The organism is Comamonas faecalis (genome assembly GCF_039538025.1).
Lineage (GTDB): Bacteria > Pseudomonadota > Gammaproteobacteria > Burkholderiales > Burkholderiaceae_C > Comamonas_C > Comamonas_C faecalis.
On record NZ_BAABBP010000001.1, the window covers coordinates 222,839 to 249,811 of the forward strand.

General features: G+C 69.1%; 22 protein-coding genes and 2 riboswitches. Of the genes, 10 read left to right on the forward strand and 12 right to left on the reverse strand.

The features are described 5' to 3' along the window. Window positions 1-2 precede the first annotated feature (2 nt). From ABD767_RS01020 to ABD767_RS01035, 4 genes are all read right to left on the reverse strand, one after another. The gene (locus ABD767_RS01020; RefSeq protein WP_103044784.1) at window positions 3-830 is read right to left on the reverse strand and encodes a BPSS1780 family membrane protein; all 828 of its coding nucleotides are present in this window, start codon (window positions 828-830) and stop codon (window positions 3-5) included. A gap of 103 nt (window positions 831-933) precedes the next feature. After that, a complete protein-coding gene (locus tag ABD767_RS01025; protein WP_103044785.1) occupies window positions 934-1,896 on the reverse strand; it encodes a homoserine kinase in 963 nt (320 codons plus the stop codon). A 75-nt stretch (window positions 1,897-1,971) separates the two neighbouring features. After that, window positions 1,972-2,331 (reverse strand): hypothetical protein, encoded by a 360-nt coding sequence (locus ABD767_RS01030; protein ID WP_103044786.1) that lies wholly within the window; start codon window positions 2,329-2,331, stop codon window positions 1,972-1,974. A gap of 34 nt (window positions 2,332-2,365) precedes the next feature. Beyond that, window positions 2,366-3,565 (reverse strand): serine hydrolase, encoded by a 1,200-nt coding sequence (locus tag ABD767_RS01035; protein ID WP_103044787.1) that lies wholly within the window; start codon window positions 3,563-3,565, stop codon window positions 2,366-2,368. A gap of 73 nt (window positions 3,566-3,638) precedes the next feature. Here ABD767_RS01035 and polA point away from each other — a divergent pair, with 73 nt between their 5' ends. The 4 genes from polA (at window position 3,639) to ABD767_RS01055 (ending at window position 14,847) form a co-directional block, all read left to right on the forward strand. Then, complete coding sequence (gene polA, locus ABD767_RS01040; RefSeq protein WP_103044788.1) at window positions 3,639-6,413, forward strand: DNA polymerase I; 2,775 nt, start codon at window positions 3,639-3,641, stop codon at window positions 6,411-6,413. A gap of 102 nt (window positions 6,414-6,515) precedes the next feature. Then, window positions 6,516-7,781, forward strand: a complete 1,266-nt coding sequence (locus tag ABD767_RS01045) for an efflux RND transporter periplasmic adaptor subunit (RefSeq protein WP_344867720.1) — start codon at window positions 6,516-6,518, stop codon at window positions 7,779-7,781. 3 nt (window positions 7,782-7,784) lie between these two features. Continuing rightward, complete coding sequence (locus ABD767_RS01050) at window positions 7,785-10,976, forward strand: efflux RND transporter permease subunit (protein ID WP_103044790.1); 3,192 nt, start codon at window positions 7,785-7,787, stop codon at window positions 10,974-10,976. A gap of 691 nt (window positions 10,977-11,667) precedes the next feature. After that, complete coding sequence (locus tag ABD767_RS01055) at window positions 11,668-14,847, forward strand: efflux RND transporter permease subunit (RefSeq protein ID WP_103044791.1); 3,180 nt, start codon at window positions 11,668-11,670, stop codon at window positions 14,845-14,847. Here ABD767_RS01055 and ABD767_RS01060 read toward each other — a convergent pair whose 3' ends face one another. Further along, window positions 14,848-15,414 carry a chromosomal replication initiator protein DnaA gene (locus tag ABD767_RS01060; protein ID WP_103044792.1) on the reverse strand — a complete coding sequence of 189 codons (567 nt, stop codon included), beginning with the start codon at window positions 15,412-15,414 and terminating at the stop codon, window positions 14,848-14,850. It lies immediately after the preceding gene. Window positions 15,415-15,563: 149 nt separating this feature from the next. Here ABD767_RS01060 and ABD767_RS01065 point away from each other — a divergent pair, with 149 nt between their 5' ends. Further along, complete coding sequence (locus tag ABD767_RS01065; protein WP_344867725.1) at window positions 15,564-17,045, forward strand: efflux transporter outer membrane subunit; 1,482 nt, start codon at window positions 15,564-15,566, stop codon at window positions 17,043-17,045. Window positions 17,046-17,090: 45 nt separating this feature from the next. Here ABD767_RS01065 and thiE read toward each other — a convergent pair whose 3' ends face one another. From thiE to ABD767_RS01085, 4 genes are read right to left on the reverse strand one after another with little or no spacing between them, the layout of a single operon-like run. Then, window positions 17,091-18,017 carry a thiamine phosphate synthase gene (gene thiE, locus ABD767_RS01070; RefSeq protein ID WP_103044794.1) on the reverse strand — a complete coding sequence of 309 codons (927 nt, stop codon included), beginning with the start codon at window positions 18,015-18,017 and terminating at the stop codon, window positions 17,091-17,093. Beyond that, window positions 18,014-18,829, reverse strand: coding sequence for a thiazole synthase (locus ABD767_RS01075; protein WP_103044795.1), 816 nt, complete (start codon window positions 18,827-18,829; stop codon window positions 18,014-18,016). Before ABD767_RS01075 ends, thiE begins: the two co-directional genes overlap by 4 nt. A 21-nt stretch (window positions 18,830-18,850) precedes the next feature. Further along, window positions 18,851-19,048 (reverse strand): sulfur carrier protein ThiS, encoded by a 198-nt coding sequence (thiS, locus tag ABD767_RS01080; protein ID WP_103044796.1) that lies wholly within the window; start codon window positions 19,046-19,048, stop codon window positions 18,851-18,853. Then, window positions 19,045-20,145, reverse strand: a complete 1,101-nt coding sequence (locus ABD767_RS01085; protein ID WP_103044805.1) for an FAD-dependent oxidoreductase — start codon at window positions 20,143-20,145, stop codon at window positions 19,045-19,047. Before ABD767_RS01085 ends, thiS begins: the two co-directional genes overlap by 4 nt. Window positions 20,146-20,189: 44 nt before the next feature. Next, window positions 20,190-20,290, reverse strand: a riboswitch (TPP riboswitch). Between the two features lie 84 nt (window positions 20,291-20,374). Between ABD767_RS01085 and thiD the strand changes: the two genes are divergently transcribed. Then, window positions 20,375-21,226 carry a bifunctional hydroxymethylpyrimidine kinase/phosphomethylpyrimidine kinase gene (gene thiD / locus ABD767_RS01090; RefSeq protein ID WP_103044797.1) on the forward strand — a complete coding sequence of 284 codons (852 nt, stop codon included), beginning with the start codon at window positions 20,375-20,377 and terminating at the stop codon, window positions 21,224-21,226. Between the two features lies 1 nt (window position 21,227). Here thiD and ABD767_RS01095 read toward each other — a convergent pair whose 3' ends face one another. Both ABD767_RS01095 and ABD767_RS01100 read right to left on the reverse strand, forming a co-directional pair. Continuing rightward, complete coding sequence (locus tag ABD767_RS01095; protein ID WP_103044798.1) at window positions 21,228-21,683, reverse strand: SH3 domain-containing protein; 456 nt, start codon at window positions 21,681-21,683, stop codon at window positions 21,228-21,230. 192 nt (window positions 21,684-21,875) lie between these two features. Then, a complete protein-coding gene (locus ABD767_RS01100; RefSeq protein WP_103044799.1) occupies window positions 21,876-23,363 on the reverse strand; it encodes a PAS domain S-box protein in 1,488 nt (495 codons plus the stop codon). Between the two features lie 539 nt (window positions 23,364-23,902). On the opposite strand from ABD767_RS01100, the gene ABD767_RS01105 reads away from it, so the two are divergent. The 3 genes from ABD767_RS01105 to ABD767_RS01115 all read left to right on the forward strand — a co-directional run bounded on the left by ABD767_RS01105 (window position 23,903) and on the right by ABD767_RS01115 (window position 24,733). Next, the gene (locus ABD767_RS01105; RefSeq protein WP_103044800.1) at window positions 23,903-24,097 is read left to right on the forward strand and encodes a CsbD family protein; all 195 of its coding nucleotides are present in this window, start codon (window positions 23,903-23,905) and stop codon (window positions 24,095-24,097) included. Between the two features lie 100 nt (window positions 24,098-24,197). Further along, the gene (locus tag ABD767_RS01110) at window positions 24,198-24,359 is read left to right on the forward strand and encodes a DUF1328 family protein (RefSeq protein ID WP_103044801.1); all 162 of its coding nucleotides are present in this window, start codon (window positions 24,198-24,200) and stop codon (window positions 24,357-24,359) included. A gap of 53 nt (window positions 24,360-24,412) precedes the next feature. Next, the gene (locus ABD767_RS01115; protein ID WP_103044802.1) at window positions 24,413-24,733 is read left to right on the forward strand and encodes a BON domain-containing protein; all 321 of its coding nucleotides are present in this window, start codon (window positions 24,413-24,415) and stop codon (window positions 24,731-24,733) included. A 121-nt stretch (window positions 24,734-24,854) separates the two neighbouring features. Here the strand turns inward: ABD767_RS01115 and ABD767_RS01120 are convergent, their stop codons facing one another. Further along, window positions 24,855-26,138: a cytosine permease gene (locus ABD767_RS01120; RefSeq protein WP_103044803.1), complete on the reverse strand. Its 1,284-nt coding sequence runs from the start codon at window positions 26,136-26,138 to the stop codon at window positions 24,855-24,857. A gap of 77 nt (window positions 26,139-26,215) precedes the next feature. Beyond that, a riboswitch (TPP riboswitch) is annotated at window positions 26,216-26,321 on the reverse strand. A gap of 137 nt (window positions 26,322-26,458) precedes the next feature. Here ABD767_RS01120 and ABD767_RS01125 point away from each other — a divergent pair. Then, the coding region (locus ABD767_RS01125; RefSeq protein WP_344867734.1) for a transposase at window positions 26,459-26,973 on the forward strand (515 nt) is incomplete at its 3' end.

Here is a 26,973-nt window from a genome sequence, read left to right on the forward strand (position 1 = left end):
GCTCAAGGCTGTGGCGCTGCGCCGCCGTCCCGCGCCGCGGGGGGCGTGGCCGGCTCGGGCGCCTCGAAGCAGTCGCGGAAGGTGAAGACGATGGAGGTGAAGAACATGGTGGCCAGCGTCATGGCCAGCGCCACCATCAGCCCCACGCCGATGCTCGCGCCCAGGCCGGCCAGCGCCAGCACGGTGACGACCAGGCTCAGCAGCAGGCTGGCGATGAGGAAGACGCCCATCCACGCCAGGCCGTATAGAAAGAACGCCCCTAGGTTGCGCACACAGGCGACGGCGCTGAAGAACAGCGCCTTGACCGGCGGCACGCCGTGCCAGTGCACCAGGCCGGGCGCGTGCCAGAACAGCATGGACAGCGGCAGGTACAGCACGATGGCCAGCCACATCGCGACCATGAAGGCGCCGGACTGCGCCAGCTCCGGCGTCAGGGGAATGTCGCCCAGGTAGACGCGGGCGAACTGGCCGCCGTCGACCAGCGCCGACAGGCCCATGATGCCCAGGAACCCGGCTGCGTACAGGCCACCGAGCACCAGCATGGCGTCCAGCCGCTGGCGGCCGGTGCGAAACGCCACCAGCAGCACCGTGGGCAGCGGCGTGCGCCCCTGCTCGGCCTGGGCGGCGGCCACCATCATGGCCAGCGTGGCCGAGGGCAGCAGAGCCAGCGCCACTACCGGGCCGACCAGCGGAATGGCGGCGGCCAGCGACATGGCGGCCATCGAGGCGAAGAACAGGGCGGCCAGTGCCATGGGCTGGCGCCAGAAGACGGTAATGCCCTGGCGTACCCATTGGGGGCCGGTGCTGGCGGGGACGATGCGCAGTTTCATGCGTTGGAAAAGGGAGCGGCTGACAGGCAGGAATGCCTGGCTGTGAATGTAACCGACGGCTTTCCTGCCGCGGGCGATGCCCTTGACCGGGTCGGCGGTGTCGTCACGCCAGCAGAGCCGACGTGAGCGGGTGGTCGATGCGCTGGCGCAGCACGCGCTCGAAGTGCGTGGGGTCGTGGGGCGTGAGCAGGCTGGCCTGGCGCGGCAGATGCCAGTCCCACAGCCGCGAGAGCCAGAAGCGCAGCGCGCCGGCGCGAGCCATCGTAGGCAGCAGTTCGCGCTCGGCGGCGCTCAAGGGGCGCACGGCTTCGTAGGCGGCGAGCAGTGCCTGGGCACGCTCCTCGTCGTGCGCGCCGGTGGGCAGGTGCACGCACCAGTCGTTGAGCGTGACTGCCAGGTCGAACAGCCAGGTGTCCACGCCGGCGAAGTAGAAGTCGAAGATGCCGGTCAGCTGCTCGCCGGTGAACAGCACGTTGTCGCGAAACAGGTCGGCGTGCACCGGCCCGCGCGGCAGCGCGCCGTAGGCGCTGCCAGCGGCAACGTGGTTCTGGTAGGCGAGTTCTGCGCGCAGCAGCGCGGCCTGCGCCGGCGGCAGGTGGGGCAGCACGGTGGGCGCGGTCTCGTTCCACCACGGCAGGGCGCGCAGGTTGGGCTGTACGCGCTCGAAATTGCGCGCCGCCAGGTGCATGCGCGCCAGCATCTGGCCGACGGCCGCGCAGTGCGCCGGCGCGGGCGCCAGCTGGCTGCTGCCCGCCAGGCGCGTGGCCAGCGACGCGGGCTTGCCGGCGACCTGGTGCAGGATCTCGCCCTGCGGGTCGGCCTGCGGGTCGGGCACCGGGATGCCGGCATGCGCCAGGTGCTTCATCAGGTGCAGGTAGAACGGCAACTGCTCGGCGGTGAGCCGCTCGAACAGCGTGAGCACGAACTCGCCGCCCTCGCAGGTGACGAAGTAGTTGGTGTTCTCGATGCCGCCCTGGATGCCGCGCAGTTCGAGCAGCGCGCCCAGGCGCAGGCGCTTGAGCAGCGCGCGGGCTGCGGCGGGGGAGACTTCGGTGTAGACGGCCATCAGGTGCTCGGCTGCGGGACGGTCGGTCGCAGGAAAAACAGGGCCGCCCACGCACGCGGGCGGCCCTGGCAGGTGTCAGAAATGGCCCAGGTTCCACACGCGCGGCGCCGTCATGGTGCCAGGTGCGCTCTGGTTGGCCGGGCGTGCGCGTGCGCCTTCCTGGCTGCGCACCTCGTAGGCGGGCATGCCTTGCTGCTTGGGCTGGACGGTGATTTGCTCGGTCTGCCCGCCCACGCGCAACTCGTCGATGCGGCTGCCCGCGTCCTCGACGACGATGCGTTCGATGCGCTGGTTGCGCCGGCCTTGCTGCGCCTCGTCGGCAGCGGCGGCGGGGACGGTGGCAGCCTGCGCAGGCGCAGGCGCTGCCGGCGTGGTCTGGGCAAGTAGCGGGGCGCTGGCCAGGGCCAGCAGGGCGGAGAGAAGGGCGGTGCGCATGATGGGGTGATTGTAGGCGCGCCGCCCGGGCTTTTCACTGCGATGCCTCGGCGTCCACGGCGGCTTGCACCGCCTGGTAGAAGGCCTCGCGCGCGGCCATGGCCTGGGGCTCGCGGGCGGTGGGCCAGTCGGCGTTGGTGACGATGACGAGCTGGCGCGCCGGGTCGATGAAGATGCCCTGGCCGAAGATGCCGCGCGCGGTGAAGCTGCCGTCGTCATAGGTCCACCACTGGTAGCCGTAGCCGCGCCCGGGCGTGCCGATGTCGGCCTGCTTGTGCGTGGCCTCGTGCAGCCAGCCGTCGGGCACGATGGCCTGGCCGCCCACCTGCGCGCCCTCCAGGATGAACTGGCCCAGGCGGGCGTAGTCGCGCGGCGTGGCCTGGATGCAGCAGCCGCTGATCTCGATGCCGCTCTTGCTCAGCAGCCAGGTGGCCTGCTGCTCCATGCCCGCGGGCTGCCAGATCTTCTCCTGCAGATACTGGGCGAGCGGCTTGTCGATGGCCGCGGCCAGCAGCACGCCGACCAGGTTGGTCTCGCCGGTGCTGTAGTTCCAGCGCTCGCCCGCTGGCGCGGCGCGCGGCAGGCGGCGCATGTAGCTGACCAGGGCGTCGACGCCCGGCTCGGGCTGGTGGTTGTTGAAGCGCGCGACGTCGGATTGCGGATCGGCGTAGTCCTCGTTCCAGGCCACGCCCGAGGTCATGGTCAGCAGCTGGCGCACGCTGACCTCCTCGTAGGCCGATCCCTTCATGTCCGGCAGGTAGTCGCTGACCTTGTCGTCCATGCTCTTGATCAGCCCGTCCTTGAGCGCTGCACCGACCAGCGTCGAGGTGAAGGACTTGGCGACCGAAAAACTCGTCCAGCGGCCGCTGCCGTCAAAACCCAGGCCGTAGCGCTCCAGGCGCAGCTGGCCGCCCTGCACGATGAGCAGCGCGGCGCTGCGCTGGCCAGCCATGAAGGCGTCGACGTCCAGATCCAGCTTCAGCGGCGTGCCGGCGGGCAGCGCGCGCGGCGTGGCCGCGGGCTGGGCCGTGTGCCACTTGGCCAGCAGGCTGATGCGGTCCATCGCACGAAACGCTGCGTCGCGCTGGGGCAGGGTCCAGAACAGCAGGTCGCGGTTGGTCGGGAAGGTCTTGATCAGGCCGCGCGTTTCCTTGTCCAGGCTGAACCAGCCGGCCGTGCCCGCGACGAGCAGCAGCACGAGCAGCCACAGCAGCGCGCGTTTGAATGCTTTCATGGAGTCTCCTTGTCGGTTTTTGTGCCTCGCATCGTAGCGGTGCGGGCGGCGGCGGCGCAGGCACAATTGCGACATGAGCGACACCCCTGCCACCCTGCTGCTGGTCGATGGCTCCAGCTACCTCTACCGCGCCTTCCATGCCATGCCCGATCTGCGCGCCGTGCCGGGCGACCCGACGAGCGAGCCCACCGGCGCGATCCGCGGCATGGTCAACATGCTGCACGCGTTGAAGAAAGAAGTGCCCGCGGCCTATGTGGCCTGTGTGTTCGACGCCAGCGGCCCGACGTTTCGCGACGACCTGTACCCAGACTACAAGGCCAACCGCTCGCCCATGCCCGACGATCTGCGGGCGCAGATCGCGCCCATCCACGAGGTGGTGCGCCTGCTGGGCTGGCCAGTGCTCACGGTGCCTGGCGTGGAGGCCGACGACGTGATCGGCACGCTGGCGGTGCAGGGCGTGGCGCAAGGGTTGCAGGTGGTGATCTCCAGCGGCGACAAGGATCTCTCGCAGTTGGTCAATGACCATGTCACCGTCATCGACACGATGAACGGCAAGCGCCGCGACGTGGCCGGCGTGACGGCCGAGTTCGGCGTGCCGCCGCAGCTGATGGTGGACTTCCAGACCCTGGTGGGCGACGCGGTGGACAACGTGCCGGGCGTCGCCAAGGTCGGCCCCAAGACCGCCGCCAAGTGGCTGGAGCAATACGGCAGCCTGCAAGCGCTGATTGCGCACGCGGGTGACATCAAGGGCGTGGCCGGCCAGAACTTGCGCGACGCGCTGGCGTGGCTGCCTACCGGGCGCCAGCTGGTGACAATCAAGACCGACTGCGACCTGAGCGCCGACCTGCCCGGCCTGCCGTCGCTGGACGCGATGGCCGTGGGCAGCGAGCAGACCGAGGCGCTGCGCGACTTCTACGAGCGCTACGGCTTCAAGACGCTGGCGCGCCAGTTGCAGGCCGCGGCACCGGCCGCCGCCGGCGACGGCACGCCCGACTTGTTTGCCGACACCGCGGCAAGCGACGTGGCCACCGCCGCGCAGCAGCGCGACGTGGACTACGAGACCATTTTGAGCTGGGAGCGGCTGGACGCGTGGATGGAGCGCCTGAAGGCTGCCGACCTGGTGGGGCTGGACACCGAGACCACGTCGCTGGACGAGCAGCGCGCGCGCATCGTCGGCATGAGCTTCAGCGTGGAGCCGGGAGCGGCCGCCTACCTGCCGCTGGCGCACGAGGGGCCGGACGCGCCGGTGCAGCTGCCGCTCGATGAGGCGCTGGAGCGCCTCAGGCCCTGGCTGGAGGATGTGAAGTCTCCGAAGCTCGGCCAGCACATCAAATATGACCGCCATGTGTTTGCCAACCACGGCATCGAGGTGCGTGGCTATGTGCACGACACCATGCTGCAAAGCTATGTGCTGGAGGTGCACCGGCCGCACAACCTGACGAGTCTTGCCGAGCGCCACACCGGGCGTACAGGCATCAGCTACGAAGATCTGTGCGGCAAGGGCGCCAAGCAGATTCCGTTTGCCCAGGTGCCGGTGGACAAGGCCGCGGCCTACGCCTGCGAGGACGCGGACCAGACGCTGGACGTGCACCGCGTGCTGTGGCCGCAGATCCAGGCCAGCGACAAGCTGAGCGCCATCTATGCGCTGGAGATCGCCAGCAGCGAGACGCTGTTTCGCATGGAGAGGAATGGCGTGCTGGTCGACGCGAACAAGCTCGCCCGCCAAAGCCACGAGCTGGGCCTGCGCATCACCGAGCTGGAGCAGGAGGCGTATGAGCTGGCGGGCCAGCCCTTCAACCTCGGGTCGCCAAAGCAGCTGGGCGAGATCTTCTTTGACAAGCTGGGCATGCCGGTGGTCAAGAAAACCGCCACCGGCGCGCGCTCGACCGACGAGGAGGTGCTTGAAAAACTCGCCGAGAACTACCCGCTGCCCGCCCGGCTGCTGGAGCACCGCAGCCTGTCCAAGCTGAAAAGCACCTATACCGACAAGCTCAGCCAGCTGGCCAACCCGCGCACCGGCCGCGTGCACACCCACTATGCGCAGGCGGTGGCCGTCACCGGGCGGCTGGCCAGCAACGAGCCCAACCTGCAGAACATTCCCGTGCGCACGCCCGAGGGCCGGCGCATCCGCGAGGCCTTCGTCGCGCCGCCCGGACGGGTGATTGCCAGCTGCGACTACAGCCAGATCGAGCTGCGCATCATGGCCCATCTGAGCGGCGACGAGGCGCTGCTGGCGGCCTTCCACGGCGGCCTGGACGTGCACCGCGCCACCGCGGCCGAGGTGTTCGGCGTGACGCTCGCGCAGGTCACCAGCGAGCAGCGGCGCTACGCCAAGGTGATCAACTTCGGGCTGATCTACGGCATGAGCAGCTACGGCCTGGCCAAGAACCTGGGCATAGACAACACGGCGGCCAAGAACTACATCGACCGCTACTTCCAGCGCTACCCCGGCGTGTGGCAGTACATGCAGGACACCAAGGCGCTGGCCAAGGCGCAGGGCTACGTCGAGACCGTGTTCGGCCGGCGCCTGCAGCTGCCCGAGATCAACTCGCCCAACGGCCCGCGCCGCGCCGCGGCCGAGCGCGCGGCGATCAACGCGCCGATGCAGGGCACGGCAGCCGACCTGATCAAGAAGGCCATGGTGGCGGTGCAGGCCCGGCTGGACGCCGAGCAGCCGGACATCCTGATGGTTCTGCAGGTGCACGACGAGCTGGTCTTCGAGCTGCCCGCCGGCCGCGCCGACTGGCTGCGCGAGCAGGTGCCGGCCATCATGGCCGGCGTGGCGCAGCTCAAGGTGCCGCTGCTGGCCGAGGTGGGCGTGGGCGCCAACTGGGAAGAAGCGCACTGAAAAACACGCGATGAGGCCACGCCGGGCATTTCTTCAACCGCGGCACACTGCCGCGCCGCGGCGGCTGGTTACGATGGGCCGCGCATGAAAAAAATACCCAACATGGCTGACACCGACCCCACGCCCGCACCCGGCCGAGCACATCGCAAAGGCCTTTCGCTGTTGATGACGCTGGTCGTCATTGCGATGCTCGCAGGCGGCGCCTGGTGGCTGGTACAGCGCAACCAGGCGCCCGGTGCGGGGCCTGCAGGCCAGGGCGGCTTTCCCTTTGGTCCGGGCGGCGGTGGTGGAGGCGGCGTGACCGTGGGCGCTGCCGTGGCGCAGCAGGGCGCGCTGCCGGTGGTGGTCGACGCGCTGGGCACCGTGACGCCGCCGGCCACCGCGACGCTGGTGCCGCAGGTCTCGGGCGTGCTCACCGAGGTGCTGTTCACCGAAGGGCAGATGGTGAAAAAAGGCCAGGTGCTGGCGCGCATCGACGTGCGCCCCTATGAGCAGGCGCTGGCGCAGGCGCGCGGGCAACTGGCGCGCGACCAGGCGCAGCTCACCCAGGCGCAGCTGACGCTGTCGCGCTACCGCACGCTGCTGGAGCAGGACTCGATCGCCCGCCAGGACGTGGACACGCAGGCGGCGCTGGTCAAGCAGCTGCAGGGCGTGGTCGACTCCGACGACGCCAGCGTGCGCGCAGCGCAGCTCAACGTGGGCTACGCGACGATCCACGCGCCGATCAGTGGGCGCATTGGCCTGCGCGCGGTGGATCCGGGCAATCTGGTGGGCAGCACCAGCACGGGCGGCATTGCCACGATCACGCAGATAGCGCCGATCGACGTGGTGTTCTCGGTGCCGCAGGAACGCGTGGGCGCGGTGCTGGCCGCGCAAAAGGCCGGCCGGCTGCCGGTGCAGGCGCTGGACCAGGGCCGCACGAAGACGCTGGCCGAGGGCGACTTTCTGACGCTGGACAATCAGGTCAACACCGCCACCGGCACGGTGCGCGCCAAGGCGCGCTTTGCCAATGCCGACCAGGGGCTGTTTCCGGGCCAGTTCGTCAACGCGCGGCTGCAACTGGGGCAGGACGAGGGCGTGCTGGTGCCGGTCACCGCGGTGCGCACCGGCCCGCAGGGCGACTATGTCTACGTGATCGACGCCGAAGGCACGGCGCACGTGCGCGCCGTGGTGCGCGGGCTGGCCAGTGCCGAGCAGGTGCTGGTCACCCAGGGCCTGCAGCCGGGCGAGCGCGTGGTGACCGAGGGTGGCGACCGCGTCAAGGACGGCGGCAAGGTGCAGCTGCCGCAGGCGCAGGCACAGCAGGCCGGGCCGGGCCAGGGCCCGGCGGGCCGCCGCCAGGGCCAGGGCAACGCGGCCGCGCGATAGGGCATGAACGTCTCGCGCCTGTTCATCCAGCGCCCGGTGGCCACGGCGCTGTTCATGGTGGCCATCGTGCTGGCCGGCCTCGTCGGCCTGCGGCTGCTGCCGCTGGCGGCGCTGCCGCAGGTGGACTACCCCACCATCCAGGTGCAGACGCTGTACCCCGGCGCCAGCCCCGACGTGATGAGCCGCACCGTCACCGCGCCGCTGGAGCGCCAGTTCGGCCAGATGCCCGGCCTGACGCGCATGGGCAGCACCAGCAGCGCCGGCGTGTCCATGGTCACGCTGCAGTTCGACCTGGATCTGGACATGGACGCGGCTGAGCAGCAGGTGCAGGCTGCAATGAACGCCGCCGGTACGCTGCTGCCGGCCGACCTGCCCACGCCCCCGGTCTACGCCAAGGTCAATCCGGCGGATGCGCCCATCCTGCAACTGGCCGTCACCAGCGACAGCCTGGCGCTGACCGAGGTGCAGAACATGGTCAACACCCGCCTGGCGCTGAAGATCAGCCAGATCAACGGCGTGGGGCTGGTGACGCTGGCGGGCGGGCAGCGCCCCGCGGTGCGGGTGCAGGGCAACGTGCAGGCGCTGGCGGCCAAGGGGCTGGGGCTGGACGCGATCAGCAGCGCGATCAGCGCGGGCAACGCCAGCGGTGCCAAGGGCAGCTTCGACGGGCCCTCGCGCCAGTACAGCATCAACGCCAACGACCAGCTGCTCACGGCCGAGGACTACCGCGAGCTGGTCGTCGCCTACGTGGACGGCCAGCCGGTGCGCCTCAAGGACGTGGCCCAGGTGGTCGACGGCGCGGAGAACGACCGCCTGGGCGCCTGGGTGGCGACCGATCAGGGCGTGCGCGAGGCGGGCGCGGCGCCCAGCCCGGCCATCATCATCAACGTGCAGCGCCAGCCCGGCGCCAACGTGATCGCCACGGTCGACGCGATCAAGCGCCAGCTGCCGCAGCTCGAGGACAGCCTGCCGCAGAGCGTGCGGCTTTCCGTGCTGTCCGACCGCACGCTGGGCATACGCGCGTCGGTCGAGCACGTCGAGATGGAGCTGGTGCTGGCCGTCGTGATGGTGGTGCTGGTGATCTTCGCCTTTCTGCACAGCCTGCGCGCCACGCTGATCGCCAGCATCGCCGTGCCCATTTCGCTGTTGGGAACGGTGGGCACCATGTATTTGCTGGGCTACTCGCTCAACAACCTGTCGCTGATGGCGCTGACCATCGCCACCGGCTTCGTCGTGGACGACGCCATCGTGATGATCGAGAACATCTCGCGCCACCTGGAGCTGGCGCGCGACGCGGCGGCCAAGGCCAGCGCGCAGGCGGGCGAGCAGGGCGCGGCAGGCGGCTGGCGCCAGGACGCGTCGGTGGCGCTCAACGCCGCGCTCACGGGCGCCGGCGAGATCGGCTTCACCATCATCTCGCTGACCGTGTCGCTGATTGCGGTGCTGATTCCGCTCTTGTTCATGCAGGAGGTGATCGGGCGGCTGTTTCGCGAGTTCGCGGTGACGCTGGCCATCACCATTTTGTTCTCGGCGCTGGTGTCGCTCACGCTGGTGCCGATGATGGCGGCGCGCATGCTGCAGCCGCTGGATGCGGTGCAGGGGCGTCTTGCGCGCTGGCTGCAGTCGGGCGTGGACGCGATGATTGGCCACTATGACAGCGCGCTGCAGTGGGTGCTGCGCCACCAGGTGCTGACGCTGTGGGTGGCGCTGGCCACGTTTGCGCTTACCGCGCTGCTGTATGTGGTCATCCCCAAGGATTTGTTCCCCACGCAGAGCACCGGCCAGCTGCAGGGCCAGGTGCAGGCCGACGGCGACGTGTCGTTCGCCCGCATGTCGGCGCTGCAGGCGCAGGTGGCGCAGGTGGTGTTGGCGGACGCGCAGGTGCTGTCGCTCAGCTCGGTCGTCGGCGTGGATGCGGCCAACAACAGCGCGCTGTCGCAGGGGCGGCTGGTGATCAACCTGCGCCCGGCCACGCTGCTGGGCGACTCCGAGGCCGCCATCATGGAGCGCCTGCGCGTCCGGGTGGCCAGCCAGGTGCCGGGCGCGGTGCTGTACCTGCAGCCCACGCAGGACCTGACGATCGACTCCGACACCGGCCCCACGCCCTACCGCTTCGACCTGGAGGGCGTGGACACGGCCCTGGTCAACCAGTGGGCGCAGCAGTTGGCGCACTTGCTGGAGCCGCTGCCGCAGCTGCGCCACGTGACGACCAGCGCCGGCGCCGTGGCCACCGCGGCCATGGTGCAGGTCGACCGCGACACGGCCGCGCGCCTGGGCGTGAGCGCCAGCGTGCTGGACAACACGCTGTACAACGCCTTCGGCCAGCGCATCGTCTCGACCATCTTCAGCGAGACCAACCAGTACCGCGTGATCCTGGAGGCCGCGCGCCACGACGCCGACAGCCTGCAGGCGCTGCGCGACCTGCCGGTCAAGACGACCGACGGCGGCACCACGCCGCTGTCCTCGTTCGCGCAGGTGGTGCAGCAAAACGCCCCGGTCACGGTGCAGCGCGTGGGCCAGTACCCGGCGGCCACCGTGGGCTTCGACCTGGCGCCGGGCGTGAGCCTGGGCGCTGCGGTGCAGGCCATCGAGGCGGCGGTCGACCAGGCGGGGCTGCCCGCCAGCATCACGCTGCGGCTGACGGGAGCGGCCGGCGCCTACCAGAACTCGCTGGCCAACCAGCTGTGGCTGATCCTGGCGGCGGTGGTGTGCGTCTACATCGTGCTGGGCGTGCTCTACGAGAGCTATGTGCACCCGCTCACCATTCTCTCGACGCTGCCCTCGGCGGGCGTGGGCGCGCTGCTGGCGCTGGAATGGACCGGCCATGCGCTGGACGTGGTGAGCATCATCGGCCTGGTGCTGCTCATCGGCATCGTCAAGAAGAACGCGATCATGATGATCGACTTCGCGATCGAGGCCGAGCGCCACCAGGGCAAGAGCGCGCTGGAGGCGATCCACCAGGCGGCGCTGCTGCGTTTTCGCCCCATCCTGATGACCACGCTGGCAGCGCTGGCCGCGGCCGTGCCGCTGATGCTCAGCTGGGGCGACGGCGCCGAGCTGCGCCGGCCGCTGGGTATCTCGATTTTTGGCGGGCTGGTGCTGTCGCAGCTGCTGACGCTGTTCACCACGCCGGTGATCTATTTGTGGTTCGACCGGCTGGGGGGTGGGGTGCGGAAGCTGGAGGAGCCGGCATGAGTTGCCTGCTTTTTCTTGGTTTTTTGGGTGGCGGGGGAGGGAAGCTGAGGGTGGTCGGCCGGGTCTCGCCCCGGCAGGCGAGGTACTTTTCTTTGCTCCGCCAAAGAAAAGTACCCAAAAGAAAGGCGGCCCCGCTGTCTGTGTCCCTTCGCTGCGCTGCGGGCAACCTGCGGTGCTCACCAGCGCGGTGCGGCCGTGCAACTCACTGCGCGCTGACGCGCTCCGTTCAGACATGCACGGCCAGTCAGATGACGAAGCAGGTGCGTCCTGCGGCGCACCTGCGCACCGCGCCGGCTGCGCTCCTCGGCACAGCCAGAGGGGATAGGCCGGGGCGCGCCGGCTGCAGTTTTCCCCTCTGGATGCGCCTGGGGCAAGCTGGTTGCGGGGTGGGCATGCGCGTCGGAGCGCGCATGCTTTGTTGTCTGACTCGCCGCAGTTGTTTGAACGGAGCGCCGCAGGCGCGCAGTGAGTTCTGCGGCGCACCCCGCAACCAGCTTGCCCCAGGTTTGCCCCGTAGCGAAGCGCAGGGGTCGCAGGAAGCGGGGTCGCCTTCTTTTGCTTACTTTTCTTGGCGAAGCAAGAAAAGTAAGGCGCCCGCCGGGGCGAGACCCGGCCAGCCACATTCGCTCCCAGACGCAGCCGGCGTCGCCCAAGCCACCGGCAGCAGCCCCGACGCGAAAGGTGGCCGCCAATGAACCTTTCGCGCCCCTTCATCCGCCGCCCGATCGCCACCCTCTTGCTGACCATCGGCCTGGCGCTGGCCGGCATTGCGGCGTTTCTGACGCTGCCGATCGCGCGCCTGCCGGCGGTGGACTTCCCCGTCATCTTCGTGAGCGCCAGCATGCCCGGCGCCAGCCCCGCCGACATGGCGCGCACCGTGGCCACGCCGCTGGAGCGCACGCTGGGCACGATTGCCGGCGTCAACGAGATGACCAGCTTCAGCAGCACCGGGTCGAGCCGTGTGGTGCTGCAGTTCGACCTGGAGCGCGACATCGACAGCGCCGCGCGCGACGTGCAGGCGGCGATCAACGCCGCGCGCACCGACCTGCCGGCCAACCTGCGCAGCAACCCCACCTACCGCAAGGCCAACCCTGCCGCCCAGCCCTTCATGATCCTGGCGCTGACCTCGCCCACGCGCTCGCCGGGGCAGATCTTCGACGAGGTCAACAACATCATCAGCCAGCGCCTGCTGCAGGTGCCGGGTGTGGGCGACGTGACGCTGGGCGGGGGCTCGCAGCCGGCGGTGCGCGTGGAGCTCAACCCGTTCGCCTTGCAGCAGCTGGGCATTGGCAGCGACGACGTGCGCGCCGCGCTGCAGGCGGGCAACGCCAACCGGCCCACGGGCGTGATCGAGGTGGGCGGCGCGCAGGACGGGCGGGCGCTGCAGGTGCTCACGCCCGCGCCGGGGCTGCATGCGGCCGACTACCGCGACCTGATCGTCGGCATGCGCGGCGGCCAGGAGGTGCGGCTGTCGCAGGTGGCGCGCGTGATCGACAGCGTGCAGGACACGCGCACGCGCGGCATGTTCAACGGCGGGCCGGCCATCATCGTCAACATCACCCAGCAGCCCGACGCCAACCTGATCGCCACCGCCGACGCGATCGACGCGCTGCTGCCCCAGCTGCGCGCGCAGCTGCCGCAGGACGTGCAACTGCAGGTGGCGGTGGACCGCACCGGTTCGGTGCGTGCGTCGGTGCATGAGGTGGAGGTGACGCTGGCCGTCGCGGTGCTGCTGGTGGTGCTGGTCGTCGGCCTGTTTTTGCGCAACCTGCGCGCGGCGCTGATTCCGGCGGTGGCCACCGTGGTGTCGCTGCTGGGCACGTTCGCGGCCATGGCGGCGCTGGGGTATTCGCTCAACAACCTGACGCTGATGGCGCTGACCGTGGCGACGGGTTTCGTCGTCGACGACGCCATCGTCGTGATCGAGAACATCACCCGCCACCTGGAGCGGGGCGTGGCACGTACCCGCGCGGCGCTGGACGGCGCGCGCGAGGTGGGCTTCACGGTGCTGACCATCAGCGTGTCGCTGGTGGCAGTGTTCATTCCGCTGCTGTTCATGGGCGGGCAGCCCGGGCGGCTGTTTCGCGAGTTCGCGGTCACGCTGTCGGTGGCGGTGATGATCTCGCTCGTCATCTCGCTGACCACCACGCCCATGTTGTGCGCCATGCTGCTGCCGGCGCAACGCGCGCAGGAGCCGCGCAGGAGCGCCGCGGGTGGCCTGCGCCAGTGGCTGGCCGCAGGCCAGCAGGCGCTGTCGCGCGGCTACGCGCGGGCGCTGGACTGGACGCTGGCCTTTCCCTGGCTGGTCATGCTGGTGCTGGCGGTGGTCATCGGCCTGAACGGCTATCTGTTCACGCAGGTGGACAAGGGCTTCTTTCCCGAGCAGGACAACGGCCAGTTCTCCGCAGGCCTGCGCGCCGACCAGAGCATCTCCACCGTCGCCTTTGGCGACAAGCTCACGCAGGCGGCCGACATCATCCGCGCCGATCCGTCGGTGGGCACCGTGGTGGCGTATTCGAGCGGCAGGGGGGGCGGCGGCTTTCTGTTCGGCGCGCTCAAGCCCGCGGCCGAGCGCCCCAAGGGCGAGAAGACGCGCACCGTCATCAATCGCCTGCGCCCCAAGCTGGCCACCATCACCGGGCTGAGCGTGTTCCTCAACCCTGCGCAGGAGCTGCACATGGGCGGCAGGAGCAGCAATTCCACCTATCAGTACACCTTGAAGAGCGACAGCCAGGCCGACCTCAAGACCTGGACGCTCCGGCTGTCGGCCCGGCTGCGCCAGGACGCGCGCCTGACCGACGTGGACGACGACCAGAGCGACAACGGCGTGGAGACCTTCATCGAGGTCGACCGCGACCAGGCCGCCAGCCTGGGCGTGACGCCCGCGGCGGTCAACACGGCGCTGTACAACGCCTTTGGCCAGCGCCAGGTGGCGACGATGTACAGCGACCTGAACCAGTACACCGTGGTGATGGAATGGGCGCAGCAGTACGCGCAGTCGCCGCAGGCGCTGCAGGACGTGATGGTGGCCGCCGGCGGCGAGGGCGGCACCAGCGCCAATCCGGCGCTGCGCAGCGCCTCCACCGGCCAGCCCATCTCGCAGGCGGCGCGCACGATGGTGCCGCTGTCGCAATTCGCGCGCTTTTCCGAGCGCGCCGTGCCCGCCAGCGTGCTCCACGACGGCGGCGAGCTGTCGAGCACGCTGTCGTTCAACCTGGCCGACGGTGTGTCGCAGGAGCAGGCGCGCCAGGCGGTGCTGGATGCGGTGGACGCCATCGGCCTGCCCAATGGCGTGCGCGGGAGTTTTTCGGGGGCGCTGGCGCAGGCGCAGCAGACGCAGTCGCAGCAGGGGCTGCTGATCGCGGCGGCCATCGTCGTCATCTATCTGGTGCTGGGCATGCTCTACGAGAGCCTGATCCACCCGATCACGGTGCTCACCACGCTGCCCAGCGCCGGCTTTGGCGCGGTGCTGGCGCTGCTGCTGCTGAAGATGGAGTTCTCCATCATGGCGTTGATCGGCCTGTTCCTGTTGATCGGCATCGTCAAGAAGAACGCGATTTTGATCATCGACTTTGCGCTGCACGCCGAGCGTGAGCGGGGACTGACCGCGGTGCAGGCGGTGCATCAGGCATGCCTGCTGCGCTTTCGCCCCATCCTGATGACCACGCTGGCCGCAGGCCTGGGCGCGCTGCCGCTGGCGATCGGTTTTGGCCAGGGCTCGGAGCTGCGCCAGCCACTGGGCGTGACCATCGTTGGCGGACTGATCGCCAGCCAGCTGCTCACGCTGCTGACGACGCCGGCGGTCTACGTGCTGCTCGACCGGCTGCGCACGCGCCGCACCGGCGCGCCGCTGCCCGCGGCTGCAGGGTGATCAGCGCCAATGATCCCGGTCACCACGTCCGCCGCCATTCGGGCCACGCCGCTCGCCGCGGTTCTGTGGGCCGCGTGGCCCGCGTTCGGCATCGGCATCCGGGCGCGGACGCGCGTTCTGCTGCCAGTTGCGCTGCCGCTGTGGGCGCTCGGCCGTGGGCGGGCGCGGGACGGGGCGCTGCGCGCCGGGACGGTTGGGCTGCATGCCGGGGCGCCCGGGCGGCGCCCATTGCCCGCCGTGCAGCGCCCAGCCGCCGCCGGGCCGCGGCGCCCACTGGTGGGGCCTCCACTGGTAGCCCGGGCGCGGCGCCATGTAGCGGCCCGGCACCCAGACATGGTGGCCGCCGCTCCAGCCCCAGTAGCCGCTGATCCAAATGGCGCCCGGGAAGGGCAGAACCGGTACCACCTCGTAACGCGGCGGCGGCGGCGCCATCGGCGCATAGACCTCGCCGGTGGTGTAGACCGGCTGCGCCGGCGCCACCACGCAGCCGCTGAGCAGCAGGCCGGTGGCCGCCACTGCAAGCACCAGCGCAATGCGCCGGCCCATGGTCGGGGTGCGATCGGACATACAAACCTCCACGCGCGTCCAAACCGTGGCGCGCCTTGTCTTTTCAACGGTAGCACGACGCTGGCGCTGACCGGCTTTACATATCTTTGCCCCGCGGGCAGGCGCGCTGCAAGCCGCGCCGCCATGCGCCGCCCACAATGGTGTGCAACATGACTTCTCCGATGCACAACGGCCTTCCTCCGGCGCCGCCCGCCACCCGCCCGCGCCACGGCGCTCTTGCAGTCCGCCTGCTGGCATGGGGGCTGGCGCTGGGCGGCGCACTACTGGCCGGCTGCAGCACCATGGCGCCCACCACCGGCGACGTGGTGGCCGACATGGCCCGGCCCGCCGCGCACTGGAAGGAAAGCGCCCCCGAGGGCTGGGTGCGCACTACGGACGAGAGCTTGCAGGGCCTGTGGCAGCAGCAGCGCTGGTGGCCGCTGTTTGGCGACGCGCAGCTGGACGCACTGATGGAGCGCGTGGAGGTGGGCAACCAGAACATTGCCCAGGCAGCGGCCAGCGTGGCGCAGGCCCAGGCGCTGCTGCAGCAAAGCCAGGCGCAGCGCTGGCCCACGCTGGGCCTGCAGGCGGGCGGGTCGCGCAGCGGCGACCCGGCGCGCGGCAGCGCCACGCTGGGCCTGGCCGCCAGCTGGGCGCCCGACCTGTGGGGCCGCGTTGGCGCGCAGGTGCAGGCCCAGCAGGCGGCGGTGCAGGCCAGCGAGGCCGATCTGGCCGGCGCGCGCCTGGCGGCCCAGGCCAGTCTGGCCCAGGGTTACTTTGCGCTGCGCGAGGCCGACGCCGAGCTGCTGCTGATGGACGAGATCATTGCCGGCTACACGCGCAGCCTGCAGATCACCGACAACCGCTACCGCGCCGGTGTTGCAGCGCACACCGACCTGCTGCAGGCGCAGACCACGCTGGAGAACGCCCGCGCCACGCGCGCCGGCCTGCAGCGCACGCGTGCGCTGACCGAGCATGCGCTGGCGCTGCTGGTCGGCGAGCCGCCGGCACAGTTCACGCTCGCAAGTGCGCCCTGGGTGCGTACCGCACCGCAGCTGCCGCTGCTGCTGCCGTCCGAGCTGCTGCTGCGCCGCCCCGATGTGGCCGCCAGCGAGCGCGACGTGGCCGCGGCCAATGCCGGCATCGGCGTGGCGCGCGCCGCGTGGTTTCCCAGCGTCAACCTGAGCGCCGGCCTGGGCGGCGCGGCGGCCAGCGCCGGCGAGCTGCTGTCGGCGCCGGTGCTGGCCTGGTCGCTGGGCGCGAGCCTGGCGCAGACGCTGCTGGACGCGGGCGCGCGCGACGCCGCGGTGCAGCAGGCGGTGGCCGCGCAGCAGGCAGCCAGTGCCCGCTACCGCCAGACCGCGCTGGGCGCGATGGGCGAGGTGGAAGACCAGCTCAGCACGCTGCGGACGCTGGAGCGGCAGATAGCCCACCAGGGCAGCGCCGCCGACGCGGCAGCCGGCGCCGAGCAGCGCATGCTCAACAGCTACGAGGCGGGGTTGTCGGACTACACCAGCGTGGTCACCGCGCAGGCGTCCACGCTGTCGGCGCGCCGCTCTCTGATGCAGCTGCAGCTGCAGCAGCAACAGGCCGTCGTGGCGCTGGTGCAGGCGCTGGGCGGCGGCTGGCAGGCGCCGTGGGCGCAGCAGTGATGCGGCCCGCGCGGTTTGTTGCGGCGCGGGACATCTGGCAAAGGGTCAGGCAGGGCGCTCCATGGCCTGCATCAGTGTGTGGGCCGCGGCCTCTGGGTCGGGTGCGTTGACGATGGCGCGCACCACCGCGATCGAGCCGACGCCGCTGGCCAGAACCTCGGGGAACTGCTGCAGCGCAATGCCGCCAATGGCGACCAGCGGGTAGGCGCGCATCAGCCGCGCGTAGGCGTTCAGGCGCGCCACGCCCTGGGGCGCGGTGGCCATTTTTTTCAGCGTCGTCGGAAACACCGCGCCCATCGCGATGTAGCTGGGCCGGGCGGCGTCGGCGCGCAGCATTTCGGCGTATCCGTGCGTGCTCACGCCCAGGCGCAGGCCGCTGGCGCGCAGCTCGGCCAGCTCCTGGGTGGTCAGCGCGTCCAGGTCTTCCTGGCCCAGGTGCACGCCGTAGGCGCCAGCGGCAATCGCCTCGCGCCAGTGGTCGTTGATGAACAGCAGCGCGCCCGTTCCCTGCACCGCAGCCACGGCGGCGCGCACCTGCTGCGCGATGGCGGCCGCGTCGTCGCTCTTGAAGCGCAGCTGCACCGTGGGCACGCCGGCGCGCGCCATGCGGCCGATCCAGTCGGCGTCGGGCAGCACCGCGTAGAGGCCCAGCCGCTCGGGGCAGGGGGCGAACGGCGGGGTGTCGCCCTGCGCGGCCAGGCCGAAGTCCTGTGGATCAGCGGGCCATAGCGCCGGGTCGAAGGCGCCCTGGCGCTCGCTCTGGCGCTGCCAGGCGCGGGCAATGCAATGCGCATCGATGGCGATGAAGCCCAGCTCGCTGCAGGCGGCAAGCGCCGCGCGGTAGACGTCGTCCTCGGGTGCGTCCTGCGGCATCGGCTGGGGCTCGAAGCCGGCAAAGCGCGCGCCGTGGTGCGCGGCAATCGCCTGGGCCATGCGGCGTGCGCCGCAGCTGTGGGGGGCGGCGGCGGTCATGGCGCGCCGTGGTGCCAGAAGGGCGTGCCCAGCACCGGCGTGCTGGGCTGGGCGGCTTCGTGCTCGGCCATCGCGCCGGCGTGCCAGGCGGCGCGGCCGGCGGCGACGGCGCTGGCAAAGGCGCCGGCCATGGCCACGGGATCCTGTGCCTGGGCCACGGCGGTGTTGAGCAGCACGCCGTCAAAGCCCCACTCCATCACGGTGCAGGCGTGCGAGGGCAGGCCCAGGCCGGCGTCCACCAGCAGCGGCACCTGCAGGCGCTCGCGCAGCACCTTGAGCGCATAGGGGTTGGTCGGGCCGCGGCCGGTGCCAATCGGCGCGGCCCAGGGCATGACGGCCTGGCAGCCCACGTCGACCAGGCGCTGGCACTGCACCAGGTCCTCGGTGCAGTAGGGCAGAACCTGAAAGCCTTCCTTGATCAGGATGGCCGCGGCGTCGATGGTCTGCTGCGTGTCGGGCTGCAGCGTGTAGTCGTCGCCAATCACCTCCAGCTTGATCCAGGGCGTGCTAAAGACCTCGCGCGCCATCTGCGCGGTGGTCACGGCCTCCTGCACGCTGTGGCAGCCGGCGGTGTTGGGCAGCACCGGCACCTGCAGGCGCTTGAGCAGGTCCCAGAAGCTGTTGCCGCCGCCGTGGGTGGTGGTGGCGTTGATGCCCTGGCGGCGCAGCGACGCGGTGACCATGGCCGGGCGGGCGCGCTGCACTGCCGCTTCGAGCGCGGTGGGCGAGGGGTAGCGCGCCGTGCCCAGCAGCAGGCGGCTGTCAAAGCGCTGGCCGTAGAGGACGAGGGCGTCGTCGGTCGTGGTGTTCATTGTGTTTCCTCCAGAAGTGGTTCAGCCGCCGGTGACCGGGGCGATCACTTCGATCTGGTCGCCTTCATGCAGCGCCCAGGTGGCGTACTGCGCCTTGGGCACGAACCCGGTGTTCACGGCGACCGCAAACGGCGGGCGCGCGTCGATGGCGGCGAGCAGATCCTGCACGGTGGCGTTGGCGGGCAGTTGCAGCGGCTGCTGGTTGAGCACGACGTTCATGGTGTGAGTCCTTGCAGATGCATGTCGAATTGCCGGGCCAGCGGCGAGCTGCCTTGGGCGAGCAGCTCCAGCGCCGCGTCGTGCACCGCCGGCGCCAGCATGAAGCCGTGGCGGTACAGGCCGTTGAGCTGCAGCACGCGCGGCGCAAGCAGCCGGATGGCAGGCTGGTTGTCGGCCAGCGTGGGGCGGCACTGGGTGGACAGCTCGGTGATGCGCGCCTCGGCAAAGCCGCTGTGTACCGTATACAGCGCCGACAGCAGCTCCAGCGCCGAGCGCACGCTCATTGGCGACAGGTCGTCGGTCTCGATCTCGGTCGCGCCGATCACGAAGTGGTGATCCTGCTTGGGCGCGACGTACAGCGCATAGCGCGGGTGCACCAGGCGCGTGGGGCGTGCCAGCGTCACCTCGGGCGCGTGCACGCGCACCACCTCGCCGCGAATGCCGCGCAGCCCCTGCCACTGGCCGCGTGCGCCCAGGCCGCGGCAGTCCAGCACCCAGTCGGGCTGGCCAGCCTGGCCGGGTTGAAAGTCTTCGGGCGTGTGCGCACTGTGCCAGTGCAGCGCGACGCCGTGCGCCTGCATGTCCTGCAACAGGGCCGCGTACAGCTGGCGGTTGTCGATCTGGCCCTCGCCCGGCAGCAGCAGGCCCTGGGAAAAACGCCCGGCCAGCGCCGGCTCGGCGGCGGCCACGCCAGCCGCATCCAGCGGCTGCATGGCGGGCAGGCCGGCCACCGCGCCGCGGGTGTGCTCGAAGGTGGCGCGCAGGCGAGCCGCCTCGGGCGCGTCCTGGCGGTGCCAGACGATGAGTGTGCCGTTTTGCTGCCAGAACACCGGTGCGGGCAGCGGCGCGATCAGCTGCGGCCAGCGCGTCAGCGCGTACTGGCCCATGCGCACCAGGTTGGGTTCGGCGACGATAGACTCAGCCAGCGGCGCCACCATGGCCGCGGCCACGCGCCCGGCCGAGCCCTCGCCGTCCGGGCCGCCCGCTTCGTGCACGGTGACGCGGTGGCCCTGGCGCGCAAGGCTGGTGGCCAGCAGCCGGCCCAGCAGGCCGGCGCCGAGGATGGTGATCGAGGAGCGGGGGGTGAGTGTGTGCATGTCGTCCGCAATGAGCAACGGGACGAAACACGGGGCGCGCAGGGCGCCGGTGGCCTGAAACTCCCCACGCCAGCATGATCTGGATCGGGTGCGGAGGGTGTTTCTCAGTCGCCGGTTCTGACCCGGGACACCCCTGTTTCGTCCGAAACGGGCATTAGAGCACAGGCACCAAACCCCTGGTGTTGACCTGCCGCATACTTGCGGCCTCTGCCCCGCCTGCTTTGCTGCCATGACCGATTTTTCTCAAGAAACCCCCGCGCCGCGCTATGTGCGCGTCCTGTCGATTGCCGGCTCCGACAGCGGCGGCGGCGCCGGCATCCAGGCCGACCTGAAGACCTTTGCCGCGCTGGGTTGCTTCGGCATGACGGCGATCACCGCGATCACCGCGCAGAACACGCAGGGCGTGCGCTCCATCCACGGCGTGCCGCCCGAGATGCTGCGCGCGCAGATCGACGCGGTGGTCGAGGACATTGGCGTGGACGCTGTCAAGATCGGCATGCTGGCCGCGCCCGAGGCGGTGCGGGTGGTGGCCGACGCGATCGACCGCCACCGCCTGCCCAACGTGGTGCTCGACCCGGTAATGGTGGCCACCAGCGGCGACCGCCTGATCGCGCGCGAGACGGTGGCCACGCTGGTCGGCGAGCTGTTTCCGCGTGCGCTCCTGATCACGCCCAACCTGGACGAAGCGGCGCTGCTGCTGGGTCGCGACATCGATGGCGTGGCGGCGCTCGATGGCGCAGTGCAGGAGCTGCTGGCGCTGGGCGCGCGCGGCGTGCTGCTCAAGGGTGGGCATCTGCCCGGCGATTGGGTGGTCGACCTGCTGGCGCTGGCGGACGGCACGCGCGAGCGGCTGGAGTCGGCGCGCATCGACACGCCCAATGGCCATGGCACGGGTTGCACGCTGTCGTCGGCCATTGCGGCGTATTTGGCGGTGGGCGAGGCGCTGCCCGACGCGGCGCGCCTGGCGCGCGTCTACATCCTGGGTGCGATCGAGGCCGGGCGCGCGGTGCGCACCGGCCGCGGCAGCGGGCCGCTGAACCATGGGTTTGCGCCGCAAGTGCAGCGCATCGTGCAGGGGTAACTTACCAACCCCAGGCCAGGTTGGCGGAGACCCAGCCCTGCTGGCCGCCGTCGCGCTCGATCTTGACCCAGCTGCCCGAGCGCGCCAGCGTGCGCAGGATTTCGCCCTGCACCAGCTTGCCGAGCACCTTGTGGTTGGTGCCGGGGCCGGCGCGCAGGTTGGCAGTTTCCACCTTGACGACGCGGTGCGCGGTCTTGACGGTCAGCGGCGCGTAGACCCAGCCCAGCGTTTCCTCGAAATCGCGCACTTGCAGCCAGTCGCCCTGGCGCTTGAGCACTTGCAGCGGATAGCCGCGCGACAGCTCCCAGACGCGCGCGGACTGCGTGGTGGGCTGCTCGCGGATGTTCACGCTCTTGCCTTTGATGCTGACGAAATCGGCAGCGTTGGCCAGCGCGGCACTGGCCAGCGCGGTTGTCAGGAACAGGGTGCGGGCGATACGGGACAGGGCGCTAGACACGGGGCGCAGACTCCTTTGCGTGGGCGTTGAAAAACAAAGTCCGCCATGCTGCTGCCACGGCGGAACACCCGTTGTTTTTACCACTGTTGGGGAATTGCCCGCTGCAGTGCAGGGGCGTCCCGCCGCGGCGCCAAGCGATTGCGATGTTCCGGCCGCTTTGACGAGGCAGGGCGAAGAAGGCGGCGGGGCCCCCTATCGCATCTTGATCGGCGGCCCGGGAAGGAGTCCCAGGCCGCGTTCGCGGCCCCACACCACCGCGGCACTGCGGCGACGCACTCCGATCTTGGCGTAGAGGTTGGCCAGGTGGTTGCGCACCGTGTTGCGTGACAGCTTGAGCGCAATGGCGATCTGCGGCCCGCTCATGCCCCGGCAGATGAGCTCCAGCACGTCCTGTTCGCGTTCGGTTAGTGCGTCCAGCTCGCTGATCGTGCTGGCGGGATGGCGAATCTGGGCCAGTTTTTCAAGAACGCTCTGGCTGAAGCGTTGGCTGTCCTGCATCACCGAGTCGATGGCCGCGACGAGGTCCGCCTCGGTGTGCCTGTGCTCGGTCACGTCCAGGGCGGCGAACAGCACGCAGTCCTCATCGTGAACGCGCACTGCCTCGGCCGACAGCAGCACGTCGATGGCCGCGCCGTCGTGGGTTTGCAGCGTTACGTCGCGCGCGGCCACATGGCCGTCGCCGTCCACGGACGCAGTGATTTGCGCAGCCAGTGCGGCGCGCACTTGCAGCGCGTCGCGCAGTGCCGAATGGCCGACAAGCTGCTCGCGCGCTCTGGCGAACAAGGTCTCGAAAGCCGGGTTGACCTCGATCGTGCGCCAATCCTGGCGAGCGCATAGCAGCAGGGGCACGGGGGCCAGACGGAATACTGCGGCAAAGCGCTCTTCGCTTTGCTGCAGGCGCTGCAGTGCCCGCCTGCGTTCGTCCAGGTTGATGAAGGTCAGCAGCATGCAGTCGCGGTCCGCGACCTGGATGGGCTGGCCGGCCAGGATGACGAACGTGGTTTGCCCCGACTTTGTCGGCACCGTTGATTCCTGTTGCCGGATGGGCTGGTGCTGCTTCAGGGCCAGGTTCGTTGCCTCGGGATGTTCCACGTCGTGCAGTACGTCAAGCGCGTGCAGCGGAGCGTCGACCACTTCCTCGCGTGTGTAGCCACTCATCTGCAGGAAACCGTCGTTGACCTTGATGAATCGCCAGTCGTCGAGCCGCAGGATGAGCGCTGGCGCTGGGTTGGATGCAAAGGCGCGCTCGAAGCGCTCCTGTGCATCGACTTCCTCGGTGACGTCATCGATGATCAGTGCGAGGGTTTCGGCTTGGCCAGTGCGATCGGCCAATGCCAGGCTCGAAAACTCAAGCACGCGGCGCCATGGCGAAGTGTTGCGGGGTTCCAGCACGCACCGGACTTTGGTGAACGACTGGCCGGCCGCCAGGCGCGCGCCAGGGTAGTCGCGCGCGCCGATGCGCCGGCTCTGCATGTCGCGCAGCAGGTAGCGCCTGCGGTAGTCGAGCGTGGTGACACCCAGTGCTTCCGGTGCGCTGCAGCCGTGCATTCGCAAGGCGGCGTGATTGGCCCAGAGAAGTACGCCATCCGTGTCCAGCAGCATTACCCCTTCGCGTAAATTCGTCACCAGTTGTTGCAGTTGGTGGCGGTTGGTGTTGTCCTGCAGCAATTGCTCGATCATTGCGCTCCTTGGTGGCTCCACCGCATGGCTGCGCCATCGTAGCGTTGGCGTGGCGCTGGCGCTGCAAGCGCGCCGGAGCACGCTGTATTTCGTTGCACTTCTTTCATTTGCAGCGGGCGCGTCGCCAGCCAGGCGGCGTTGCTCCTGTGCGCCTCTGGGTGTGGCTCCTGCAAGCGCGCCGCCTGGTACGAACGTACTACGAATAGCAGTGCATTCGCATCTTTCACAGTGCGGTTACTCGGCATACCGTGAAAAACATGCAGTGTGGATTCCGGCGCGAATCACACGGTGGAATAACTTTCGCACTGCATGAAGCAGGTCGTGGCGTGTGATCACGCACGATGAGCCCCCAACGGGAAAGACAGGAGATTCAATGAAAAGAAGTCAGAAAAATCATGTCGCGACCGTGGCAGCCGTTGCCGCTGCAGAAAGCATCGGAGGTGTAAAGACGGTCGGAATATCCGGTATCAAGACTGCCGGTTGAAGCGAATCACGTAAATCAATCAATACTTGCCATTGGCGAGGAAAGGAAAACAAAGATGAATGAAGACACTATTCAGGGGCAATGGAAGCAGCTCAAGGGGAAACTAAAAATCCAATGGGGCAAGCTGACCGATGATGATCTTGACGTTGCCGAGGGCAATGCACAGTATTTGATTGGAAGAGTGCAGGAACGCTACGGTATTGCACGCGAAGAAGCCGAAAGACAGGTGCAGGAATTCAAGGATCTGTGAGGAGGGTGGTCGTCGTTATGGCGGGCCGTCTTGGTCGTATTTGATACCGATGGCAGTGCAATGACGGCTTGCGCTCTGTTTCAATGAGATTGGAGATGCCATGCTGCACTATGCGGTTGTATTTTTGATTATTGCCTTGATTGCCGGTTTCTTCGGTTTTTTTGGCATTGCGGGGTTGGCTGCGGAGATCGCGAAAATTCTTTTCGTGGTTTTTCTGGTGTTGTTTGTCGCATCATTCTTTTTTGGCAGAAAACGGCCTTGAGAAGATGCGAAAAATTTTAAATAAAACTGAATTTTGTATGGAAGGAGAATGAAATGACTGTTTCACGTATTCTGGCCGCCGCCGTGGTGGCGTGTTCTGCCGCTGCAATGGTGGCGGGTTGCAGCGTTGCGCGCCAGCAGGAGACTGTTGGCGAATATGTGGATGGATCCGTGGTAACCACCGAGGTGAAGGCAAAGCTGGCCAATGATCCGGCCACCTCCGCCGCCAACATCAACGTCAAGACAATTGATGGCGGTGTGGTTCAACTGTCTGGTTTTGCCAAGTCGGTTCAAGAAAAGGCCCGTGCGGGTGAATTGGCTCGTTCCGTCAAGGGTGTCACGTCGGTGCGCAACGACCTGGTCGTCAAGCCTTGATGAACCGCTTGTGTGCTCTTCCCTTCATTGATGCGCTGCTTGAGTCATCAGGCTGAAGGGGCAAGCCGGTGATTGTCCGCCGGGCGCGGTGACTGCTGCATCCCGATCCTCCGGGCGCTGCTCAGGCCCGTGTCCGCCCGCGGGTGGCCCAGGACAGCGCAAAGCACAGAGCCAGTGTCGGCAGCGCCGCGCCCCAGCCGGGCGCCAGCCGCGCCAGCAGGTGGTAGCAGACAATGCCCGCCAGCCACAGCAGCGTGGGCTGCCAGTGCACCGCGCGGGCCTGTTGTAGCAGCAAGGCCGTGGGCGCGCCAAACGCAAGCCGCCCCAGGATCACACCAAACAGCGGTACGAACACCGAGCTGAGCAGCAGCAAGAACGGCTCAAGGCTGTGCATCGGCAGCATCAGCGCGCAGGCGGTGCATGCCAGCGTCATCAGCACGCCCCAGCGGCGCACGCTCCAGGCGGGCAGCAGGCTGTGCGCGGATACCGAGCCCGAATAGGCGTCGCCATAGGCGTTGTCGATCTCGTCGACCAGGATCAGCGCCAGCGCGAGCAGCCCGCCCTGCGCCAGCAGCAGCGCGGTGACAAGGTTTTCGCTGGGCATGACGCTGGCCACCAGCACGCCCAGGCCGTAGCACCAGGTGTTTGCAATGGCAAAGCCCAGCCAGGTGCCCTGCTGCGCGGCGCGGCCCGAGCGGCCGTGGCGCGCGTAGTCGGCCACGAGCGGCAGCCAGGAGATGGGCATGGCGATCACCAGATCCAGCGCTGGCAGAACGCCCATGCCGCCCGCGCCAGGGCGGGCCCACAGCTGCGCCAGGCCCTGGGCCTGCGCCAGCGCCAGGAACTGCCAGCTCAGCCACAGCAGCGAGAGCACGACCAGCGGTAGCGCGACGCGCGCGATCAGGCGGCGCACCAGCTGCACCATCGAGCCGCTGATGAGCAGCAGCACGACGGCACCCCAACCCAGGGTGGCCAGCAGCGGCCAATGGTTGGCGGCCATCGCGCCCGACTGGCGGCCAATGGCGACCGTGGCGTCGCGCATCACGACCAGCTCGAATGCGCCCCAGCCAAGCAGCTGCACGATGTTGAGCAGCACCGGCAGGCGTGCAAAGCTGCGCCCGTAGACCGCGTGCATCAGCGCGGCGCTGGACAGCGCGCTGTCGCAGCCGATGCGCGCCACCCAGCCCAGCAGGCCGGCGCCGATCAGCGATCCGGCAATGATGGCCAGCAGCGCCTGGCGCAGGCCCAGCGCCGGCACCAGGTAGGCGCCTACCTGCATGACCAGCAGCCCCACGCCCAGGCTGAACCACAGCGCCGCATGGTCGCGCAGCGCGAACACGCGCGCGCCGTGGTCCAGCGGGGCGAGGGCTTCGTTGCGGGAAATAGTGTCAGGTGTGCTGCCCATCGGTGCTGCTCCGGCGTGGTCGCGCGCAGTACGAAGCAGGCGGGAGCCATCGCAGCGGACAGGCCGGGGGAGGAGGGCGGTGGTGCGGCGTGCTTCCCTGCGCGAGGATGATCTCAATCAGGTTCAAAGGGACTGTCTCAGCCGGCCTGCATCGTGCACAGGCCGGCACCCCCAGCGAAGTCGCACATTCTATCGAGTCCGCCCTGAACAACTCACAAGCCGTTGATCTGACTGGTGATTCTTCGGATTGATGGGTACACGATTTGCAAGGTATGGTTTTGCCAGTACCTGTTTTCTTGCAAATTTCTCCGAGGATTTGAATGGGCCCAAAGCCTCCACAACCACAGTCCGCTGAACTGTTCCGCCCCCGGTTGGACGAGTTGCTGAACCTGCACCACCCATTGATCCGCCTGGCCGCGCTGATCGACTGGACCGAGATCGAGCGCACGTTCTCGGCGTCATTCACTTCGGGCCGTGGCCGGCCCGCCTTGCCTGCGCGCCTGGTCGCCGGGCTGCTGTACCTGCAGCACACCTTCGACGCCTCCGACGAAGCCGTGGTGAATACCTGGGTGGAGAACCCGTACTGGCAGTTCTTCTGCGGCGAGATCTACCTGCAGACCGAGTTGCCCATCGATCCATCCAGCCTCACGCGCTGGAGAAAGCGCATTGGAGAGGAAGGCGTGGAGACGCTGCTGGCGGCCAGCATCAATGCCGCCCGGCGTGGCGGTGTGATCAAGAAAACCAGCACGCAGCAGGTGATCGTGGACACCACCGTCATGCCCAAGGCCATTGCCCACCCCACCGACAGCCGGCTGCTGGACAAGAGCCGCCAGCA

Excerpts from the sequence above, each read along its gene's own strand:
- ABD767_RS01025 (WP_103044785.1), bottom strand. The coding sequence starts at position 1,896 with ATGGCCGTCTACACCGAAGTCTCCCCCGCCGCAGCCCGCGCGCTGCTC.
- thiS (WP_103044796.1), bottom strand. The coding sequence starts at position 19,048 with ATGAACGTCGTGCTCAACCAGCAGCCGCTGCAACTGCCCGCCAACGCC.
- ABD767_RS01030 (WP_103044786.1), bottom strand. The coding sequence starts at position 2,331 with ATGCGCACCGCCCTTCTCTCCGCCCTGCTGGCCCTGGCCAGCGCCCCG.
- ABD767_RS01105 (WP_103044800.1), top strand. The coding sequence starts at position 23,903 with ATGAATGAAGACACTATTCAGGGGCAATGGAAGCAGCTCAAGGGGAAA.
- ABD767_RS01075 (WP_103044795.1), bottom strand. The coding sequence starts at position 18,829 with ATGAACACCACGACCGACGACGCCCTCGTCCTCTACGGCCAGCGCTTT.
- ABD767_RS01060 (WP_103044792.1), bottom strand. The coding sequence starts at position 15,414 with ATGTCCGATCGCACCCCGACCATGGGCCGGCGCATTGCGCTGGTGCTT.
- ABD767_RS01045 (WP_344867720.1), top strand. The coding sequence starts at position 6,516 with ATGGCTGACACCGACCCCACGCCCGCACCCGGCCGAGCACATCGCAAA.
- ABD767_RS01115 (WP_103044802.1), top strand. The coding sequence starts at position 24,413 with ATGACTGTTTCACGTATTCTGGCCGCCGCCGTGGTGGCGTGTTCTGCC.
- thiE (WP_103044794.1), bottom strand. The coding sequence starts at position 18,017 with ATGACCGCCGCCGCCCCCCACAGCTGCGGCGCACGCCGCATGGCCCAG.
- ABD767_RS01085 (WP_103044805.1), bottom strand. The coding sequence starts at position 20,145 with ATGCACACACTCACCCCCCGCTCCTCGATCACCATCCTCGGCGCCGGC.
- thiD (WP_103044797.1), top strand. The coding sequence starts at position 20,375 with ATGACCGATTTTTCTCAAGAAACCCCCGCGCCGCGCTATGTGCGCGTC.
- ABD767_RS01035 (WP_103044787.1), bottom strand. The coding sequence starts at position 3,565 with ATGAAAGCATTCAAACGCGCGCTGCTGTGGCTGCTCGTGCTGCTGCTC.
- ABD767_RS01120 (WP_103044803.1), bottom strand. The coding sequence starts at position 26,138 with ATGGGCAGCACACCTGACACTATTTCCCGCAACGAAGCCCTCGCCCCG.
- ABD767_RS01100 (WP_103044799.1), bottom strand. The coding sequence starts at position 23,363 with ATGATCGAGCAATTGCTGCAGGACAACACCAACCGCCACCAACTGCAA.
- polA (WP_103044788.1), top strand. The coding sequence starts at position 3,639 with ATGAGCGACACCCCTGCCACCCTGCTGCTGGTCGATGGCTCCAGCTAC.
- ABD767_RS01065 (WP_344867725.1), top strand. The coding sequence starts at position 15,564 with ATGACTTCTCCGATGCACAACGGCCTTCCTCCGGCGCCGCCCGCCACC.
- ABD767_RS01110 (WP_103044801.1), top strand. The coding sequence starts at position 24,198 with ATGCTGCACTATGCGGTTGTATTTTTGATTATTGCCTTGATTGCCGGT.
- ABD767_RS01050 (WP_103044790.1), top strand. The coding sequence starts at position 7,785 with ATGAACGTCTCGCGCCTGTTCATCCAGCGCCCGGTGGCCACGGCGCTG.
- ABD767_RS01020 (WP_103044784.1), bottom strand. The coding sequence starts at position 830 with ATGAAACTGCGCATCGTCCCCGCCAGCACCGGCCCCCAATGGGTACGC.
- ABD767_RS01055 (WP_103044791.1), top strand. The coding sequence starts at position 11,668 with ATGAACCTTTCGCGCCCCTTCATCCGCCGCCCGATCGCCACCCTCTTG.